The organism is Cryobacterium sp. BB736 (genome assembly GCF_014980265.1).
Lineage (GTDB): Bacteria > Actinomycetota > Actinomycetes > Actinomycetales > Microbacteriaceae > Terrimesophilobacter.
The window spans coordinates 320,206-338,742 of the sequence record NZ_JABXWQ010000001.1; the positions used below are offsets into that span (position 1 = coordinate 320,206).

General features: G+C 69.2%; 16 protein-coding genes. 3 read left to right on the forward strand and 13 right to left on the reverse strand.

The window, feature by feature from the left end; all coding sequences use genetic code 11:
• Positions 1–4 precede the first annotated feature (4 nt).
• The 6 genes from IRG63_RS01525 to hisS all read right to left on the reverse strand — a co-directional run bounded on the left by IRG63_RS01525 (position 5) and on the right by hisS (position 6,382).
• Entirely contained in the window at positions 5–1,324 is a 1,320-nt protein-coding gene (locus IRG63_RS01525) for an NAD(P)/FAD-dependent oxidoreductase (protein WP_168628103.1), read from the reverse strand.
• Positions 1,325–1,333: 9 nt separating this feature from the next.
• Entirely contained in the window at positions 1,334–2,578 is a 1,245-nt protein-coding gene (locus IRG63_RS01530; RefSeq protein WP_349236227.1) for a S8 family serine peptidase, read from the reverse strand.
• Positions 2,575–3,102 carry a DUF501 domain-containing protein gene (locus IRG63_RS01535; protein WP_168628105.1) on the reverse strand — a complete coding sequence of 176 codons (528 nt, stop codon included), beginning with the start codon at positions 3,100–3,102 and terminating at the stop codon, positions 2,575–2,577. The genes IRG63_RS01530 and IRG63_RS01535 overlap by 4 nt, the downstream gene beginning before the upstream one ends.
• Positions 3,099–3,611 carry a septum formation initiator family protein gene (locus tag IRG63_RS01540; protein WP_168628106.1) on the reverse strand — a complete coding sequence of 171 codons (513 nt, stop codon included), beginning with the start codon at positions 3,609–3,611 and terminating at the stop codon, positions 3,099–3,101. The genes IRG63_RS01535 and IRG63_RS01540 overlap by 4 nt, the downstream gene beginning before the upstream one ends.
• Before the next feature lie 163 nt (positions 3,612–3,774).
• Positions 3,775–5,055 carry a phosphopyruvate hydratase gene (gene eno, locus IRG63_RS01545; protein WP_168628107.1) on the reverse strand — a complete coding sequence of 427 codons (1,281 nt, stop codon included), beginning with the start codon at positions 5,053–5,055 and terminating at the stop codon, positions 3,775–3,777.
• Between the two features lie 73 nt (positions 5,056–5,128).
• A complete protein-coding gene (gene hisS / locus IRG63_RS01550; protein ID WP_168628108.1) occupies positions 5,129–6,382 on the reverse strand; it encodes a histidine--tRNA ligase in 1,254 nt (417 codons plus the stop codon).
• Positions 6,383–6,425: 43 nt separating this feature from the next.
• On the opposite strand from hisS, the gene IRG63_RS01555 reads away from it, so the two are divergent.
• The gene (locus tag IRG63_RS01555) at positions 6,426–7,004 is read left to right on the forward strand and encodes a uridine kinase (protein WP_168628109.1); all 579 of its coding nucleotides are present in this window, start codon (positions 6,426–6,428) and stop codon (positions 7,002–7,004) included.
• A gap of 85 nt (positions 7,005–7,089) precedes the next feature.
• Here IRG63_RS01555 and IRG63_RS01560 read toward each other — a convergent pair whose 3' ends face one another.
• Together IRG63_RS01560 and IRG63_RS01565 are read right to left on the reverse strand one after the other, a co-directional pair.
• On the reverse strand, positions 7,090–7,611 hold the full coding sequence (locus tag IRG63_RS01560; protein WP_168628110.1) for a ferritin: 522 nt from the start codon (positions 7,609–7,611) through the stop codon (positions 7,090–7,092).
• Between the two features lie 9 nt (positions 7,612–7,620).
• Positions 7,621–8,298 carry a MazG family protein gene (locus IRG63_RS01565; RefSeq protein WP_193509003.1) on the reverse strand — a complete coding sequence of 226 codons (678 nt, stop codon included), beginning with the start codon at positions 8,296–8,298 and terminating at the stop codon, positions 7,621–7,623.
• A 54-nt stretch (positions 8,299–8,352) separates the two neighbouring features.
• Between IRG63_RS01565 and IRG63_RS01570 the strand changes: the two genes are divergently transcribed.
• Positions 8,353–9,120 (forward strand): type II CAAX endopeptidase family protein, encoded by a 768-nt coding sequence (locus tag IRG63_RS01570; RefSeq protein WP_193509005.1) that lies wholly within the window; start codon positions 8,353–8,355, stop codon positions 9,118–9,120.
• A 42-nt stretch (positions 9,121–9,162) separates the two neighbouring features.
• Positions 9,163–11,256, forward strand: a complete 2,094-nt coding sequence (locus IRG63_RS01575) for a RecQ family ATP-dependent DNA helicase (protein ID WP_193509006.1) — start codon at positions 9,163–9,165, stop codon at positions 11,254–11,256.
• 76 nt (positions 11,257–11,332) lie between these two features.
• Here IRG63_RS01575 and IRG63_RS01580 read toward each other — a convergent pair whose 3' ends face one another.
• The 5 genes from IRG63_RS01580 to IRG63_RS01600 all read right to left on the reverse strand — a co-directional run bounded on the left by IRG63_RS01580 (position 11,333) and on the right by IRG63_RS01600 (position 18,536).
• The gene (locus IRG63_RS01580; protein ID WP_370566189.1) at positions 11,333–12,745 is read right to left on the reverse strand and encodes an MFS transporter; all 1,413 of its coding nucleotides are present in this window, start codon (positions 12,743–12,745) and stop codon (positions 11,333–11,335) included.
• 103 nt (positions 12,746–12,848) lie between these two features.
• Complete coding sequence (gene mfd / locus IRG63_RS01585; protein ID WP_193509007.1) at positions 12,849–16,406, reverse strand: transcription-repair coupling factor; 3,558 nt, start codon at positions 16,404–16,406, stop codon at positions 12,849–12,851.
• A gap of 189 nt (positions 16,407–16,595) precedes the next feature.
• Positions 16,596–17,174: an aminoacyl-tRNA hydrolase gene (gene pth / locus IRG63_RS01590; RefSeq protein ID WP_193509008.1), complete on the reverse strand. Its 579-nt coding sequence runs from the start codon at positions 17,172–17,174 to the stop codon at positions 16,596–16,598.
• A gap of 9 nt (positions 17,175–17,183) precedes the next feature.
• A complete protein-coding gene (locus IRG63_RS01595) occupies positions 17,184–17,828 on the reverse strand; it encodes a 50S ribosomal protein L25/general stress protein Ctc (protein ID WP_168628116.1) in 645 nt (214 codons plus the stop codon).
• Positions 17,829–18,020: 192 nt separating this feature from the next.
• On the reverse strand, positions 18,021–18,536 hold the full coding sequence (locus IRG63_RS01600; protein WP_370566150.1) for a gluconokinase: 516 nt from the start codon (positions 18,534–18,536) through the stop codon (positions 18,021–18,023).
• Position 18,537 lies beyond the last annotated feature (1 nt).

The window sequence follows — 18,537 nt, forward strand, 5'->3', positions numbered from 1 at the left end:
ACGCTCAGGCCTTCGGCCGGGACGCGAACTCCTCGAAAGCCGCACGCGGGGTGATGCGGTCCTCAAGGGAGACGACGTCGCGGCGGAACAGGAAGTTGACGATCCAGTTCCCGAACACGCGAACCTTGCGCTCCCACATCGGGATGGCGAGGCCGTGGTAGCCGCGGTGCATGACCCAGGCGGGCAGGCCCTTCACCGCGAGCCGACCGGACTGGAAGACACCCTCGTACAGGCCGATACCGGCGACAGCACCCTGGTTCTTGTGGAAGTAGTCCACGGGCGCGTCACCGCGGAGCTCCGCGACAACGTTCCTGGCCAGACGCTTGCCCTGCCGGACAGCGTGCTGAGCGTTCGGAACGCAGAACCCGCCGACGCCGCCGCCGGTGAGGTCCGGAACGGCACTCACGTCGCCAGCGCCCCACGCATCCGGAACGACCCCGTTGTCATTGATGACCTTGAGGTCGGCCTGCACGCGCAGTCGTCCGCGCTCTTCCAGGGGCAGGTCGGTGTTGCGCAGGACCGGGTTGGCCATGACACCGGCGGTCCACACGATGGTGTCCGACTCGAACGACTCACCGGTGGAGAGCTCGATCCTGCCGTCGACCGCCGACACCAGCTGGGTGTCGAGGTGCACCTGCGCGCCGCGCTGGGCGAGGTTCTTCAATACCCAGTGGCTGGTCTCGAGGGAGACCTCGGGCATGATGCGGCCCATAGCCTCGATGAGGTGGAAGTGGGTGTCCTCGAACGAGAGGTTCGGGTAGTGCCGGATGAGGTAGCTCGCCAGGCTGCGCAGCTCACCGAACGTCTCGATGCCGGCGAACCCGCCGCCGACGACCACGAAGGTCAGCAGGCGGTCGCGCTCGGGGCCGGGGGGAAGGTTCGCTGCCCGGTCGAAGTTGGTGATGAGACGGTCGCGCACGGCGATGGCCTCTTCGATGTTCTTCATGCCGATGGCCTCATCGGCGACACCCGGGATCGGGAAGGTGCGCGAGACCGAACCGGCGGTCACGATGATGATGTCGTAGTCGAGCTCGTACGGCTCCGCACCCTCGGGTGAGACGGTGGCCTTCTTCTCGGCATGGTTGATACCGGTGACGCTCGCCGTGATGACCCTGGTGCGCTTCAGGTGACGCCGGTGGGCGACCACCGCATGGCGGGGTTCGATCGAACCAGCCGCGACCTCGGGGAGGAACGGCTGGTAGGTCATGTAGGGTCGCGGGTCGACCATAGTGACCTCGGCTTCACCGCGACGCAGCCACTTCTCGAGCTTGCGCGCTGTGTAGAAGCCGGCATAGCCACCGCCGACGATCAGGATTTTTGGCACTGATCTATCTTACCCCTCGTATCGAGTGCCCCTGACCCGGCGCACGAACGCCACGGTCCACCAGACCACAACCACGCCGAATCCGGCGTAAACCAGCAGCGGGATGCCGACATCGCGCAGTTCGTGCAGCGTGGGCAGCACGCTGCCCATCGGGTTGGGCACCCCGGCGGAATCCTCGGCCGGGGCGGGCTCCGGGGCCGCCGGAACCGGCACTGCGGTGACCTCGGGCTCGACGGCGGCGCGCCGGTGCAGCCGGATCCACTCGGTGAGCTGGGCGGCGGGACTGGTGTCGGCGGCGGGAACGTCCGCGGTCACCGCGGCTGCGGCATCCAGCAGTCCGTACCCGTAGATCGGGCTCGGCACTTCGCTGCCGACCGGGCGGGCGGTCGCCGTCACCCTGTTGATGACGTCGCCCGCGCTGAGCTCCGGATGCGCGGCCCGCACGAGCGCGACAACGCCGGCGACGATGGGGGTCGCGCCGCTGGTGCCGGCCCATGAGTAGTAGCCGCCGCCGGGCGCCGCGCCGACGAGTTCCTCGCTCGGGGCTGAGACGGAGATGGTGATGCCCTGCGATGAGGCGTCCCAGCTGGCCTTTCGGCTCCGGTCGACGCCGCCGACCACGAGCACGCCCGGCATGGTGGCCGGTGCGCCCACCTCGGTGGTGCCGCTGCCGCGGTTGCCTGCTGCGGCGACCACGACCACGTCGTGCTCCATCGCGTACAGGAACGCCTCGTCCCAGCTTTCCGGCCACTCGAGCGTGTTGCGGGTGAGGGACATGTTGATGACGTCCGCTCCGTTGTCGACCGCCCAGCGCACCGCCGTCGCGATCTGCTCATCCGCTCCCAGCTGACCGGCGCCGAAGCCCATCGAGACCGCCAGCAGGTTGGCTTCGGGCGCAGCGCCGATGATGCCGCTGTTGCCGCTGTGTCCGCGACCGGCGAGCAGCGAGGCGACCATGGTGCCGTGCTCGCTGTTGTTGCCGACCGGGGTTTGGCCGTTCGGGGTGCCGACGCCCGAGACATCCGTGCCGCCAGCGACCGCACCCACCAGGTCGGGGTGTGTGGCGTCGATGCCGGTGTCGATGACCGCGACGGTCACCCCGGCACCACGCGTGGTGTTCCATGCCTGGCTGATGCCGTAGTCGGCGAGCCAATACTGGCGGTCGCGCACCGCGTCGGCCGACGCGGTGGGTCCGACGAGCAGCACGGATGCGGCGACGCCCAGCGCCGCGATGCCGGCGAGCGCCCGCCTCACTCGGCCACCTCGTCGATGCCGTAGTCGGCGCACTCGCACACCTGCGGCGACCAGCTGCCGCGGTCGAGGGCGCGGTCGCCGATCGGGTTCACCCCCGGCCCGGTCGCGAGGGCATGCGCGGCGAGCGCGTGCAGGCACTTCACTCTGGTCGGCATGCCGCCGGCCGAGATGCCGTCGATCTCGTCGACGTGCCCGAGCTGTGCGCGGTCGGCGAGGTAGGAGTCGTGGGCTGCCGCGTACGCGTCGCGCAGCGCCGCGTCGTCGGCGAGCAGCTCAGTGAACTCGGCCATCACCCCGTCGGCTTCAAGGGTCGACATGGCGGCGGTGGCCACCGGATGGCTGAGGTAGTAGGTGGTCGGGAACGGGGTGCCGTCATCCAGTCGGGGCGCCGTCGCGACCACGGTCGGCGCGCCGCAGACACAGCGCGCGGCGATGCCGACGACCCCGCGCGCGGGTCGCCCCAGCTGCGCGGAGACAATCGCGATGTCCCGCTCGGTCGGCGGGTCGAAGGGCGGGCGTGTCATGGCGCCCCCGGCGAACCCTGGATGACCGGGGCGACCAGCTCGTCCGGTGCAGCATCCGACAGCCCCGCGGTCAGGAAGGACGACAGCATCATCGCGGCCCAGTCGACCTGAGTGGTCTGCAGTTCGTCGCTGATCGGCTGGCCGTCCTGCGTGCTGAGCGTCTGGCCGTCGTCGATCACCAGGTAGCTGTACTCCCCCGGATAGACGTAGTTGAGGCGTTCGCGCGCCTGGGTCTCGATGTAACTGGGGTCGTCCCAGCGCGCCTTCTCGTCGGCGAGTTCCTCCACGCCGGCCTCCTGCTGCCTGACCTGCTCCTCGAGCTGGGCGATCTGCTGGCGCTGCTCGATGAAGACCTTCAGCGACGGCGCGAGCACGACCACGGTCAGCACCAGCACGACCAGGGTCGCGATCGTGAACCCAGACATCCGGATGCTGCGCAACCAGCGTGCGTGCGCGCTCTCCTGCGGCAAGCGCACGGGTACGCGCTGAGTTCTCTCACGCCTGGGCATGTATCGAGCCTAAAGGCCGTTCGCTGGGTGAGCGTGACGTGGCGCCCGGTGTGGCTGGTTGGCGCAACAGCGCCCGCGCAGCTCCCCGAGGGGTCGGAAACCGGCCTTCCCGCCCACGCGAAGGGCAGTTAGCGACCCCTCGGGGAGCTGTGCGACGGCGCGATCAGGCGGTGAAGCGCGGGAAGGCGCTGCGGCCCGCGTACACCGCGGCATCCGCGAGCTCCTCCTCGATGCGCAGCAGCTGGTTGTACTTGGCGACCCGCTCGCTGCGGGCCGGCGCGCCGGTCTTGATCTGGCCGGCATCCGTTGCCACGGCGAGATCGGCGATGGTGGTGTCCTCGGTCTCGCCGGAGCGGTGCGACATCACGACTGTGTAGCCGCTGCGCTGAGCCAGCGAGACGGCGTCGAGGGTCTCGGTGAGCGTGCCGATCTGGTTCACCTTGACCAGGATCGAGTTCGCCGACTGCCGCTCGATACCCTGCGCGAGGCGCTTCGGGTTGGTGACGAAGAAGTCGTCGCCTACCAGCTGCACGCGGCTGCCGAGCTCGCGGGTGAGCGCGGCCCAGCCGTCCCAGTCGTCCTCCGACAGCGGGTCCTCGATCGAAACGAGCGGGTACGCGCCGAGCAGTTCGCCGTAGTAGGCGACGAGCTCGTCGTTGCCAATCTGCTTGCCCTCGAACAGGTACTTGCCGTTCTCGAAGAACTCGGTCGAGGCGACATCCAGTCCCAGCGCGATATCGCTGCCGGGGGTGAACCCGGCCTTCTGGATGGCTTCCATCAGCAGGTCGAGCGCTGCCCGGTTGCTGGCGAGATCCGGGGCGAATCCTCCCTCGTCGCCGAGGCCGGTGCTGAGCCCCTTGTCGTGCAGGATGGCCTTCAGCGCGTGGTACGTCTCGACGCCCCAACGCAGCGCCTCGCTGAAGCTGTCCGCGCCGACCGGCAGGATCATGAACTCCTGGATGTCGACGTTGGTGTCGGCGTGCGCGCCGCCGTTGATCACGTTCAGCATCGGCACCGGCAGCACGTGCGCGTTCGGTCCGCCGAGGTAGCGGAACAGCGGCAGGTCGGCAGAGTCGGCCGCGGCTTTTGCGACCGCGAGCGAGACGCCGAGTAGCGCGTTGGCGCCCAGCGTGGACTTGTTATCGCTGCCGTCGAGCTCGATCATCGCGGCGTCGATCAGGCGCTGGTCGGTGGCGTCGAAGCCCTCGAGAGCCGGCCCGATCACGTCGAGCACGGCGTCGATGGCCTTCAGCACGCCCTTGCCGCCGTAGCGGCCCTTGTCGCCGTCGCGCAGCTCGTAGGCCTCGAAGGCGCCGGTCGACGCACCGGACGGGACAGCAGCGCGCGACACCGTGTCGTCATCGAGGAGCACCTCGACCTCGATCGTCGGGTTGCCTCGTGAGTCCAGGATCTCCCGTGCGCCAATTGCCTCGATCAATGCCACGACGGGCCTCCTTCGTTGGTGTGGGTTTGCTGCCGGCGCAATCCTACTGGCCGGCTTTGCGTGAAGTCCGGGGTCAGCCGAGGTCGCGCAGCTCGAGCTCGGCGGCCGACGTGACATCGGTTCCGACGAACGCGAACCGGCTGAACCCGGATGCGGCGAGCGCGTCGAGCGCGGACTTCACGTTCTTGGGGCGCTTCTCCAGACGCACCCGGTAGCCGACCGTGGCGAGCTTGGATTTGAGGGCGACCAGCGTCGCCGGCTCGACATCCGCGTCGTAGAGCAGCGCGACGGTCTCGCCCGCCGCCTCGTCGGGCAGCTCGACCAGGTCGACTATGCGCTCGAAGCCGATTGAGAAGCCGGTGGCGGGGACGTCCCGGCCCAGGAAGCGGCCGACCATGCCGTCGTAGCGGCCACCGCCGCCGAGCGAGCTGCTCGACTCCGGGTGCGCGACCTCGAAGATCGCGCCGGTGTAGTAGCCCATGCCGCGCACCAGGTTTGGGGAGAAGACCAGCCGCGCATCCGGGACTCCCGCGCGGATCGAGCGCAGCGTGCGGTAGGCGTCGATGTCCAGCCAGGCGGGCGGCTCGTCCAGCAGCGACCAACCGTCGTCGGCGAGGGTCGCCGCGGCCTGCAGGGTCGGGCCGACCACCGGGGAGTCGGTGATGCCGTGCTCCCGCAGTTCGGCGACGACACCGTCGACGCCGATCTTGTCTTCCTTGTCGATGGTGATCATGGCGCGCTCGTGGTTCTCGCGGGCGATCCCGAAGTGGTCGAGCATGGCGACGAGGATGCGGCGGTCGTTGATCCGGATGGACCAGCCGGTGAGGCCGAGGGCGCGCAGGGTCGCCGCGGTCGCGGTGAGCAGCTCGAGTTCCGCGAGCGGACCGGCTTCGCCGATGATGTCGATGTCGCACTGCATGAACTGGCGGTAGCGCCCCTTCTGCGGTCGCTCTGCTCGCCACACCGGAGCGATCTGGATGGCGCGGAACACCGCGGGAAGCTCGGCCTGGTGGCTCGCATAGAACCGCGTGAGCGGCACGGTCAGGTCGAAGCGCAGGCCGAGGTCGGCGAGTTCGAGCGGGTCGGTCGCGGCTGTGAGGTCGTCGTTGGTCAGGCCGCGCTTCATGACGGCGAAGGCGAGCTTCTCGTTGTCGCCGCCGAGGCCCGCGTGCAGACGCGAGCTGTCCTCCATCACCGGGGTCTCGATCTCGTCGAAGCCGTGCGCCCGGTACTGCTCCCGGATGACCGCGAGCACCCGCTCGCGGCGGGCCTTCTCTGCGGGCAGAAAGTCGCGCATCCCGCGCGGGGGGTTCACCGGGTTCGCCATGCATCGATTCTGGCAGGTCGCCGGACGTGCCTACGATCGACCCATGTCCTCGCTTGACGAACTGGTGGGAGCCGTCGAGGGGCTCCGCGCCGCCCGCGGACGCGTCGTGGTCGGCGTGTCCGGCTTCGGCGGCGCAGGCAAGACGACGCTCGTGCGCGCCCTGCTATCCGCTGTCGACGGCAGCGCGCGCATCCGGGGGGATGACTTCCTCGACCCGGAGCGCTCCAAGCACCGGTCGGTGGACTGGGACGGGGTTGACCGTTCGCGGCTGCTCGAGGAGGTCATCGTGCCGTTTCGTGCCGGGCGCGCCTCCGCGTACCGACCGACGGACTGGGTGACCGGTGGGCTGGGCGACCCGCATCCGGTGCCGGATGCAGCTGTGCTGATCGTCGACTCGGTGGGGTTGTTCCATCCGGAGCTGGACGGCGCGTTCGATCTCGCTGTCTGGGTCGACTGCGAGCTTGCCGTCGCCACCGCACGCGGCAAGGCACGGGATCGCGCCGACGGCAACGACCACGACCGGCTCTGGGACGAGGTGTGGATGCCCAACGACCGCGACTTCGCCGAGCGCTTCGACCCGCGCTCCGCGGCCGACCTGGTGTACCGCGCCGACGCGCACTGAACCCGCCCGACGGTGCTGCAGTTTGTTATCGATGCGCCCGCTGTTGCACCCGCATCGATAACAAGCGGAGCAGCGTTGCGGATGCCTAGACGCCGCCGCCGGCCGCGGCCGGAGCGCTCGGATCCTCGCCCTCGCCGATCGCTTCGCGCACCAGGTAGTTCTCGATGTCGAAAAGGTTCTCGGCCCGCTCGATGATGGTCAGCAGCGTCGACATCGACGCGACCTCCTCGACCTGCTCCTTCAGGAACCACAGCATGAACTGCTCGCCGAGCGCGTCGTTCTCCGCCCGCGCGGCGGCGAACAGCGCCTCGATCTGCTGGGTCACGCGCTTCTCCTGATCCAGCGCGAGCGCGATCGGCTCACGCTCGTTCGCGAAGTCGTTGCGCACCGGCGGCACTCCGGGGATCTCGATCCCCAGATTCCGGTCGAGCCGGTACTGCACGAGCATCATCGCGTGGTTGCGCTCCTCGAGCGCCTGCCGGTAGAAGTGCTTCGCGAGCTGGGGCAGGTCCCGGTTGTCGTACCAGACCGCGATCGCGATGTACTGCTGCGAGGCCGAGAACTCGTTGCCGATCTGCGTCTGCAACAACTGGTCGAAGGATGTCATGCCTCGACGCTACCGGCTCATCCCCCGTGACGTCTGCGCCTCGGCCGCATCCTCAGCCTCCCGGATCTCGTCCTGCAGAAGCCGCAGCCGCGCCCGCAGCGCGCGCTCCGCGTCCAGCCCGCGGGCCTTCGCCGACGTCACGACTGCGAGCAGCACGTCGCCGAGCTCATCCTCGGAGGATGGGACCGGCACATCCGGCAACTCCACCTCGACGCCGTGGGCCTTCCCGACGAGCTTGTCGGCGAGCAGCAGCGACGGCATGCCGTGCGGGATGCCGTCGAGCACGCTCGTGCGGTGCGGCTTCTCAGCCGCCTTCAGGTGCTCCCAGTTGGCCATCACCGCGTCGGGTGTATCCGCAACGATTTCGCCGAAGACGTGCGGATGCCTGCCAACCATCTTGCGGGTCATCTGTTCCGCGACATCCTCGATGGTGAACTCCTCGCCCGGCGTGTGCGCGGCGATGTCGGAGTGGAAGATGACCTGGTACAGCACGTCCCCGAGCTCCTCGATCAGGTCCTCGCGGCTGCCGGACTCGATCGCGTCGACCAGCTCGAAGCACTCCTCGATCAGGTAGCGCACGAGCGACTCGTGGGTCTGCTCGCCGTCCCACGCGCATCCGCCCGGCGCGCGTAGCCGCTCGAGCACGGCGATCAGTTCATCGAGCTTGGGATGCGGGGCGGCAGTCATGCGTCAATCCTGCCACCGCCGTGCTGGCAGCCGAGCGACTGCGACAATGGGGCGGTGCTGCCCGTCGACCACCCGCTCGCCCCGGCGACCTACGGAGTGCTGCTGGTCGGTCTGATCGCGGTGCTCGTGACCCGGGCCATCCGGAAGGACCGGCGCGAGTACCAGCGCTTCAAGCGGTACCGGACCACCCGGCGCAGGCAGGCGCTGTACCGCAAGTGGCTCATCGAGTCGTTCGCCTGGTTCGGCGGCTCGGCGCTGGTCGTGCTCCTGCTCGTGTGGCCGTACCTGCCCCTGATGCTTGAGGAGGTCGACCACTGGCCGGCGGTGAGCGCCTTCCACGACCTGCTCGAGGAGGGAGGCGCGCTCGCCCAGTGGCTGATCGGCGGCGGCTCCCTGGCGTTGCTGGCGATGATCACCCTGTCGGTGTTCCTGGCCAGGAACGCGACCGAGCAGGTGCCCACGATCGGCGACATCCATGCGCTGCTGCCCCGCAACCGTGCCGAGCTGCGGTTCGGTGCCCTGCTGTCGGTCAACGCCGGCGTGGTGGAGGAGCTGCTGTTCCGGCTCGCGCTGCCGGTGCTCATCTTCGCGGTCGTCGGGGACGCGTTCGCCGCTGTGGTCGCGAGCGTCCTGGTCTTCGGGCTGCTGCACGCCTACCAGGGCGCTCCGGGGCTGATCGCCAGCCTGGTGGTCGGCGCGATCCTGATGGCGATCTTCCTGCTCACGGGCAGCATCCTGTGGCCGATCATCGTGCACGCGCTGTTCGACCTGCGCTCGCTCGTGCTGATCCCGGTCGTGGTCTACCGGGTGCATGAGAAGTAGCCGCCCAGCGCGCGTGTCGGCGGCACCTGCCAAGCTCGTTGGATGACCGGCACCCGCGAGCAGGCTCTCGACATCCTTCGCACCCTCGTCGGCCATGATGACGCCGATTTCCACGATGGCCAGTTCGAGGCGATCAGCACCCTCGTCGACGATCGTCGTCGCACGCTCGTTGTGCAGCGCACCGGCTGGGGCAAGTCGGCGGTGTACTTCGTCGCAACGCTGCTGCTGCGCCGGCGGGGCGCGGGTCCGACGATTCTCGTATCCCCGCTGCTGGCGCTCATGCGCGACCAGATCGCGGCCGCGCGCCGCGCCGGTGTCCGGGCGGTGGCGATCAACTCCACCAACCCGCACGAGTGGGCCGAGATCCAGACCCTGCTGCGTGACGACGAGGTCGACGTGCTGCTGGTCTCCCCCGAGCGCCTCAACAATCCGACGTTCCGCGACGAGCAGCTGCCCTCGCTCATCGAGCGCATCGGCATGCTCGTCGTCGACGAGGCCCACTGCATCTCGGATTGGGGACACGACTTCCGACCCGACTACCGTCGCCTGCGCGACCTGATCGCCGTCATCCCCGACGGCGTGCCGGTGCTCGCCACGACCGCGACCGCCAACAGCCGAGTGGTGACGGATGTCGCGGAGCAGCTCGGCGGCGCATCCGTCGTCACGATCCGCGGCCCGCTGGCGCGTGCGTCGCTCCGCCTGGGGGTGCTTCGACTGCCGGATGCTGCGACTCGCCTCGGCTGGCTGCTCAGCCACCTGGGCGACCTGCCCGGCAGTGGGATCATCTACACGCTCACGGTCGCGGCCGCTGAGGACACCGCGCGGCTGCTGCGCGAGGCGGGGCACAGCGTGCGCGCCTACACCGGGCAGACCGACACGGCCGAGCGGGAGGAATCCGAGCGCGCGCTCAAGGCCAACGAGGTGAAGGCGCTGATCGCCACCAGCGCGCTCGGAATGGGTTTCGACAAACCCGACCTCGGTTTCGTGCTGCACCTGGGCGCGCCGAGCTCGCCTGTCGCGTACTACCAGCAGGTTGGTCGCGCCGGCCGCGCCACCGAGAACGCCGACGTGCTGCTGCTGCCCGGCAGCGAGGACGAGGCGATCTGGGAGTACTTCGCGACCTCATCGATGCCGACGCAGGAGCGCGCCGAACGGGTGCTCGAGGAGTTGGCGCTCGAGGCGGGCGCCCCGCTGTCGACGCCCGCGCTCGAGGCGAGGGTGAACATCCGGCGCACCCGGCTGGAGTTGCTGCTCAAGGTGCTCGACGTGGACGGTGCGGTGCGGCGGGTTCGCGGTGGCTGGGTGTCGACAGGGCAGCCCTGGGTGTACGACGCGGATCGGTACGACCGCATCGCCGCCGAGCGGGTCGCCGAGCAGCAGCACATGCTCGACTACGAGCGCACCGATGCCTGTCGCATGGAGTACTTGCAGCGCTCGCTCGATGATGAAACGGCCGCGCCGTGCGGTCGGTGCGACAACTGCGCCGGGGTGTGGTTTCCGAGCGCGGTGGAGACGGATGCCGCCAGTCGCGCCTCCTCGTCACTCGATCGCGTTGGGGTGGCTCTCGAGCCGCGGGCGCAGTGGCCGACCGGCGCCGACCGGCTCGGTGTTCCGGTGCGGGGGAACATCGCGCCGGCAGAGCGGATGCTGGAGGGTCGCGCACTCGCGAGACTCACCGACCTCGGCTGGGGCAACACACTGCGCGAGCTGTTCGCGCCGGGCACGCCGGACGCGCCCGCCAGCCAGGCACTGATTGCCGCGTGCATCCGGGTACTGGCCGACTGGGGTTGGGACGAGCGGCCGGTAGCGGTCATGTCGATCCCGTCGCGCAGCAGGCCGCTCCTGATCGAGTCGGTCGCGCATTCTCTGGCCGGCGCGGGACGACTGCCGTACCTTGGCGCCCTCGCACTGACCGGGTCGGGGCCGTCGGGCGAACCGGGGGGCAACAGCGCCTACCGGCTCTCGAGCGTCTGGGGCGCGTTCGAGCTGCCGCCTGCCGGCACGCTGCCCACCGGGCCGATCCTGCTCGTTGACGACCTGGCCGACAGCCGGTGGACCCTCACGGTCGCGGCGCGTGAACTGCGGCTGGCAGGAGCCACCGCCGTACTGCCGTTCGCGATCGGCCTGCGCGGCTGAGCGGCCTGCCCGGTCGACTTGCCCACTTCGGCCCCGGTTCGGGCCGAAAAGTGGGGCGAAAGTGGGCAACTCGGCTTCAGGGGCGCAGGTCCTCCACCGGCTCCGAACCGGGCACGGTGGTCTTCGGCATCCCGAGTCCCGCAGCAGCCGTCACGATCGCCACGACCAGAACACCGGCGAACACCGCGGTCGATCCGGCGATGATGTCGTCGGCGCCGGGCTGGGTGGCGGTGCTGCCGAAGATCGCGTTCGCTATCGCGCCGAAGATCGCCACGCCGACGGCACTGCCCACCGACCGGGCGAACATGTTGGCGCCGGTGGCCACTCCACGCTCGCTCCAGCCGACGCTCGACTGGGCCGAGACGATCGTCGAGGCACCCATGAATCCCATGCCGAGCCCGATGATGAAGCAGGCGGCGCCAGTGATCCACACCGATGGCGTCGAGGCGAAGGCGACCAGCACGGCGGCGCCGACGATCGCAACGGCGAGGCCGATCAAGATCGTGAAGCGAAAGCCGAAGCGGAGATACAGGTGACCCGCCCACGCCGCCGAGATCGGCCAGCCAAGCGTCAGCGCCGCCAGGGCGAGACCGGCAACGATGGGCGCCACGCCCAGCGAGCCCTCCAGGTAGGTCGGCACGTAGCTGGTCAGACCCATCAGGATCGCCCCCATGCCGAGGCTGATGAGCACCGTCTGCCGCAGCAAGCGGCGCGAGAACACCCACAGCGGGAACACCGGTTCGGCAGCACGGCGCTCCACTGCCACGAAGCTGATCAGCAGAGCGAGGCCGCCGCCGAAGCATCCGATGCTCTGCCACGACATCCACGCCCAGGCGTGACCGCCCTCGAGCAGACCGAGGATGAGCAGCGACATTGTGCTCATCAGGAGCATCGCACCGGCGATATCGACCTTGTGCTGTTTGCGCGGCACCGTCTCGCGCAGGTGGCGCACGAGCAGCCAGGCGGCGAACAGGCCCAGTGGCACGTTGATGAAGAAGATGCCGCGCCAGAAGCCGAACTGGGCGAACACCCCGCCGAGGGTCGGGCCGACGACCGCCGCGATCCCCCACACGGCCGAGATGTAGCCCTGCACCCGGGCGCGCTCGGCCACCGTGTAGATGTCCCCGACGATGGTGACTGCGGTCGGCTGGACGGCGCCTGCGCCGATGCCCTGGATGGCGCGGGCCACGATGAGCGCGGGCATGCTCCACGCCAGCCCGCACAGCACCGAGCCCACCAGGAAGATGCCGATGCCGAGCAGGATGATGGGCTTGCGCCCGACCATGTCCGAGAGCTTCGAGTAGACCGGCACCGTGACCGCTTGGGTGAGCAGGTAGATCGAGAAAAGCCAGGGGAACAGCGAGAAGTCGCCGAGCTCGTCCACGATGGTCGGGATCGCGGTCGCCAGGACGGTCGAATCGACAGCAACCAGGCCGATCGTCACAAGGACGGCGAGCAGTGTCGGTCCGCGCTCGGACCGCAAGCCGATGGACAGGTCCTCCTCCTCAGGTGAGCCGACAGCCAGCCGCGTCGTCCGGCGGATCCACGCTACACCGGTGCCGTGCTCCCCGCCTCACAACGCGGGCAGAGGCTCAGGATGCGGTTTCGGCGGCGGACTCGGCCGGCGCCGGCTCCAGAGCCGGGTAGATCGCCCCGAGCAGGGTCGTCACCCACTCGATGAGGGCGGCGTCCGAGTCCAGTTCGGGCAGGGGCAGCATCACGGTGCGTGGCTGCGCGAGGTAGCGCGCGCCCGGGTACATGCGCTGCAGTCGCACCTGGATCGAGTCGACCAGCTCCCGCCCGACGATCCGCAGCTTGCCTGCGGCGCTGACGACCTCGCTGAGCCCGGCCTTCTGCGCCTGCCGGCGCAGCCGCGACACCGCGATCAGGTTGTGAACGGGCTGCGGTGGTTCACCGTACCGGTCGGCCAGTTCCTCGAGGACGAGGTTCAGGGCATCCGGAGCGGCCGAAGGACCACTCGCCGCCGACAGCTTCTGGTAAGCCTCGAGCCGCAACCGCTCGCTCTCGACGTACTCCTCGGGGATGTGCGCGTCGACCGGCAGCTCCAGTCGCAGCTCGGTCTGCCCCTCCGCGACCTCGCCGCGGAAGGCGCCCACCGCTTCGCCGATCATCCGCAGGTACAGGTCGAAGCCCACACCGGCGATGTGCCCGGACTGCTCACCGCCCAGCAGGTTGCCGGCGCCGCGGATCTCGAGATCTTTCAGCGCGATCTGCATGCCGCCGCCGAGTTCGTTGTTCGCCGCGATCGTCGCCAGCCGGTCGTGCGCGGTCTCGTTCAGCGGCTTCTCTGCGTCGTAGAGGAAGTAGGCATAGGCGCGTTCGCGACCACGGCCGACCCGCCCGCGCAGCTGGTGCAGCTGGCTCAGCCCGTACTTGTCGGCGCGGTCGATGATCAGGGTGTTCGCGTTGGTGATGTCGATGCCGGTCTCGATGATGGTCGTCGACACGAGCACGTCGAACTTGCGCTCCCAGTAGTCGACCATGACCTGCTCGAGAACGCCCTCCGACAGCTTGCCGTGCGCCACCGCGATGCGTGCCTCCGGCACCAGCTCGGCGATCTGCGCGGCGACCCGGTTGATGGACGACACCCGGTTGTGTACGAAGAACACCTGCCCCTCGCGCAGCAGTTCGCGCCGGATGGCTGCGGCAACCTGCTTGTCGCTGTACGGGCCGACATAGGTGAGGATCGGATGCCGGTCCTCCGGCGGGGTGGCGAGCGTCGACATCTCCCGGATGCCGGTGACCGCCATCTCGAGAGTGCGCGGGATCGGGGTCGCGCTCATCGCCAGCACGTCGACGTTGGTCTTGAGCTTCTTGAGCGCTTCCTTGTGCTCGACGCCGAAGCGCTGCTCCTCGTCCACGATCACCAGGCCGAGATCCTTGAACCGGATGCTCGAGCTGAGCAGCCGGTGCGTTCCGATGACCATGTCGACGGTGCCGTCGAGCAGGCCGGCGAGGGTCTCCTTGCTCTCCTTGTCGGTCTGGAACCGGCTGAGTGCGCGCAGGTGCACCGGGAACCCGGCGAACCGCTCCGCGAAGGTCTCGAAGTGCTGCTTGACGAGCAGCGTCGTCGGGACGAGCATCGCGACCTGCTTGCCGTCCTGGATGGCCTTGAACGCGGCGCGCACCGCGACCTCGGTCTTGCCGTAGCCGACGTCGCCGGAGAGCAGGCGGTCCATCGGGATCGGCCGCTCCATGTCTGCCTTCACCTCGTCGATGGTGGTCAGCTGGTCGGGCGTCTCCGCGAACGGGAACGCCTCCTCGAGCTCCCTCTGCCATGGCGTGTCTTGGCCGAACGCGTGGCCCTTGCTTGCCATCCGGGCCGAGTACAGCTTGACCAGTTCGACGGCGATGTCGCGCACTGCCCGGCGGGCGCGGCCCTTGGCGGCCGACCAGTCGCTGCCGCCCATCTTGCTGAGCGTCGGCGTCTCCCCGCCGACGTACCGGCTGAGCTGGTCGAGCTGGTCAGTCGGAACGTACAGCTTGTCGCCGGGGTAGCCACGCTTCGACGGCGCGTACTCGAGCAACAGGTATTCGCGGTTGTTCTTCACCGGGTTGCGTCCGCCGGTGCTGACCTCGCGTTGCACCAGTTCGATGAACTTGCCGATGCCGTGCGTTTCGTGCACGACGAAGTCGCCGGCCTTGAGCTGCAGCGGATCGACCACGTTGCGGCGGCGGCTCGCGAGCTTCTTCACCTGCCGGCTGTCGTAGCCGACCGAGCGGCCGAAGAACTCGGTGTCGTTGAGCACCGCGAGCTGGGCTTCGGATGATTCGAAGCCGGCCTCGACGGACGCCTGCAGCAGGTAGGCGACCCCGCCCTCGGCATCCGGTGGCAGCGCGTCGACGATGCGCGCGGCCAACCCCGCTTCGGACAGCACGTCGGAGGCGCGTTCGACGAGTCCGTGGCCGGTTGCGGCGATGACCACGGTCCAGCCGCCCTGCAGCAGGCCGCCGACGTGTTCGAGCGCGCCCTCGGCGTGTCCGGCGAAGCTCGGCACCGGCGCCGCTTCGACCGCCAAGTAGTCGTCGTCTTCGCTGGCGCCGCTGTGGAACCCGCTGAGCGTCCACCACGGGCCGTCCGCGCGCTCGCGCAGCTTCTCCAGGGTGAGGAAGTCGCCCTTCTCGAGACTGATCGGTGCACCGGCGCCGAGCGTCGCGGCATCCCAGGCGGCGGCGAGGAACTCGCGGTTGGTCTCGATGAGGCTGACCGCGCGGGCGGCGACGCGCTCGGGCGTGACCACCGCGAACGAGGTGCCCTCGGGCAGATAGTGGTTGATCGGGACGAGCCGCTCGACCAGCCCGGGTGCGAGCGACTCCATTCCCTCGACCGGGATGCCCTCGCTGATCTTCGCGAGCATGCCGGCGAGACCCGGGAACTCGTGCTGCATCTCCCGCGCGCGCTGCTTGACCGACTCGGTGAGCAGCAGTTCGCGGCTGGGCGGCAGTTCGAGCTCGCTCAGCGGCTCGTCGACTGAGCGCTGGTCGGCGACCGAGAACCAGCGCAGCTGTTCGACCTCGTCGCCGAAGAAGTCGACGCGCACCGGGTGCTCGGCGGTGGGCGGGAACACGTCGAGGATGCCGCCGCGCACCGCGAACTCGCCGCGCCGGGTGACCATGTCGACCCGGGTGTAGGCGAGGGCGACCAGTTGCTCGGCGAGCTGGGTGAGATTGTAGCCGCGGCCGGCCTCGGTGAGCACGACAGGGTCGATGCTGAGCAGGTCATCGGAGAGGGGCTGCAGCGCGGCGCGGACGCTGGAGACGACGATGATCGGATGCTGCGGGTCCTGCTGCCACGCGTGCAGCCGGCGCAGGGTGCGCAGGCGCTTGCCGACGGTCTCGGCGCTGGGACTGAGGCGCTCATGCGGCAGGGTCTCCCACGCCGGGAACTCGAGCACCTCGGCATCCGGCAGCACACTGCCGAGCGCATCGCGCAGGGCCTCGGAGTCGCGCCCGGTGGCGGTGATCGCGAACAGCGCGCCCGGGGTCTGCTGGCGCTGGAGCAGGCCGCCGAGCAACGGCGCGCGCAGCCCATCGACGAGCGAGAAGTCGGCGCTGCGCGTCGCATACGCGAGGGCGTCCTCGAACGTGCGGGCGCGGTTCAGCCTGGCACTTAAGCCCTCGAGTATCACCGGACAATTGTACGCGGCGCCCACTGACCTGTTCCTGTCCAGCTGGCCACGCCTCACCGCGCGTCTATCTGGACGCGTCACTGGTCTCGCGGGGTCGATAACGGCCCTTCCGCGTGCGCGGCAGGGGCAGTTTGCGACCCCTCGGGGATGCCCGCAGCAAATCGAGCGAGGGCTGTGGGCGGGCGGATGCTAGGCAGGCGAGTGGAAGCGCTGCTGCGCGGAGGTGAGCCCGTCGGCGACGATCGCCTCCACGGCGTCTGCGGCATCCGCCAGCAGATTCGGCAGCGACTGCTTCTCGGTCGACGAGAAGTTGCTCAGCACGAAGCCCGCCGCATCCTGACGCCCTGGCGGGCGGCCGATGCCGACGCGCACCCGGATGAAGTCCCCAGTGCCGACCGCGGCGATGATGTCCCGGATGCCGTTGTGGCCGCCGGGTCCGCCACCGAGCTTCAGCCGCACGGAATCGAACGGGATGTCGAGTTCATCGTGCACGACCACCAGACGCTCAGGGCCCAGCTTGTAGTACTTCAGCAGCCCGGCGACCGGGCCGCCGGACAGGTTCATGTAGGTGTTGGTGCCCGCCAGGATCATCCGGCCGGCCGGCGAACGCACCTCGGCGACCATCGCGTTGGCGCGGTGCCGCTTGAAGTTCGCCGAGGTGCGCTTGCCGAGCTCCTCGACGACCATCTCGCCGACGTTGTGCCGATGCGCGGCGTAGCCGGGCCCGGGATTCCCGAGCCCGACCACGAGCCACGCATCCGCGCTCATCGGCGCGGGTTACTCTGCAGCCTCTTCGGCGGCTTCCTCGCCCTCGGCGGCCTCGGCGGCCTCCTCGGCCTCGCCCTCGGCCTCTTCGGCGACGACGGCGGCGGGCACGATGATGTTGACGACGAGCGCGTCAGGGTCGTCGAGCAGGATCGAGCCGGACGGCAGCACGAGGTCCTTGGCGTGGATCTGCGTGCCCTCCTCGGCGCCTTCGATGTCGACGGTGATGCGCTCCGGGATGTGGGTCGCCTCGGCCTCGAGACGCAGGGTGTTCAGGTCCTGCATCGCGATGGTGCCGCTGAACGACTCGCCCTCGAGGTGGATTGGGACCTCGACCTGCACCTTCTCGCCGCGCTTGACGATGATCAGGTCGAGGTGCTCGATGAGCTGACGGACCGGGTCCTTCTGCACGTCCTTGACGAGGACCATCTCGTTCTTGCCCGCGATGTCGAGCTCGAGGATCGCGTTGGCCTTGCGCAGCAGCAGCATGGTCTCGTGGCCGGGGAGGCTCACGTGCTGCGGGTCGGTGCCGTGTCCGTAGATGACGGCGGGGATGCGGCCGGCCGCACGCAGGCGCCGGGCGTAGCCCTTGCCGAAGTTCTCGCGCAGTTCGGCAACCAGGTGGTTGTCGGTGGTGTCGGCCTTCTTCTCAGCCATGTCTGTCTCCTTCGCGGGCCCAGCCCGCTTCGTTGAAGTGGATTGCTTGTCAACTCGAACGCTTGCCGCGTGAGGAAAAACCCTGGTCTAGGCGAAGACTGGAGTGCCCGCTCACCGCGTCGATAACGGATGCCGTGAGAGCATCCCTCGCCGAAGTTCAATCAGTCAGTGTAGCGGACGGCGCCGTGCCCGTCACACGGAGGGCCCGGCAGCCAGCGTCGCCACCACGTCGTCGACGATCTCGGCCGGTGCCCGGCTGATGTCCACCACGACGCCGGTCTCATCGGCGGCGAGCGGCTCGAGGATCGCATACTGCGAGCTCAGCAGCTCGTGCGGCATGAACTCGTGTTCGCGCACCATGATCCGCGCCTCCACGAGTTCCATCGGTCCCTCGGCATCGACCACGAACAGGTCCGGTGCGCTCTCGCGCAGCAGGTCGCGGTACTCGCGCTTGAGAGCAGAGCACGCGGCGACGATGCCTGACGAGGAGCCGTCGGCGAGCACCCGGCCGACCTCCTGCAGCCATGGGCGCCGCTGCTCGTCGGTCAACGGCACCCCGGCCGCCATCCGGACGATGTTCTCATCCGGATGCAGCCGGTCACCGTCGATGAACCGGACGCCCAGTCGCCGCGCGAGGAGCGTCCCGATTGTCGACTTGCCGGAGCCCTGCACGCCCATCACGACGATGGGCGGAAGTGGTGCCTTCACG

Bases quoted from the DNA above. Each gene is read 5' to 3' on its own strand.
- IRG63_RS01535 (WP_168628105.1), bottom strand. From the start codon at position 3,102: ATGACACGCCCGCCCTTCGACCCGCCGACCGAGCGGGACATCGCGATT.
- IRG63_RS01540 (WP_168628106.1), bottom strand. From the start codon at position 3,611: ATGCCCAGGCGTGAGAGAACTCAGCGCGTACCCGTGCGCTTGCCGCAG.
- hisS (WP_168628108.1), bottom strand. From the start codon at position 6,382: ATGGCGAACCCGGTGAACCCCCCGCGCGGGATGCGCGACTTTCTGCCC.
- IRG63_RS01555 (WP_168628109.1), top strand. From the start codon at position 6,426: ATGTCCTCGCTTGACGAACTGGTGGGAGCCGTCGAGGGGCTCCGCGCC.
- IRG63_RS01560 (WP_168628110.1), bottom strand. From the start codon at position 7,611: ATGACATCCTTCGACCAGTTGTTGCAGACGCAGATCGGCAACGAGTTC.
- IRG63_RS01565 (WP_193509003.1), bottom strand. From the start codon at position 8,298: ATGACTGCCGCCCCGCATCCCAAGCTCGATGAACTGATCGCCGTGCTC.
- IRG63_RS01575 (WP_193509006.1), top strand. From the start codon at position 9,163: ATGACCGGCACCCGCGAGCAGGCTCTCGACATCCTTCGCACCCTCGTC.
- pth (WP_193509008.1), bottom strand. From the start codon at position 17,174: ATGAGCGCGGATGCGTGGCTCGTGGTCGGGCTCGGGAATCCCGGGCCC.
- IRG63_RS01595 (WP_168628116.1), bottom strand. From the start codon at position 17,828: ATGGCTGAGAAGAAGGCCGACACCACCGACAACCACCTGGTTGCCGAA.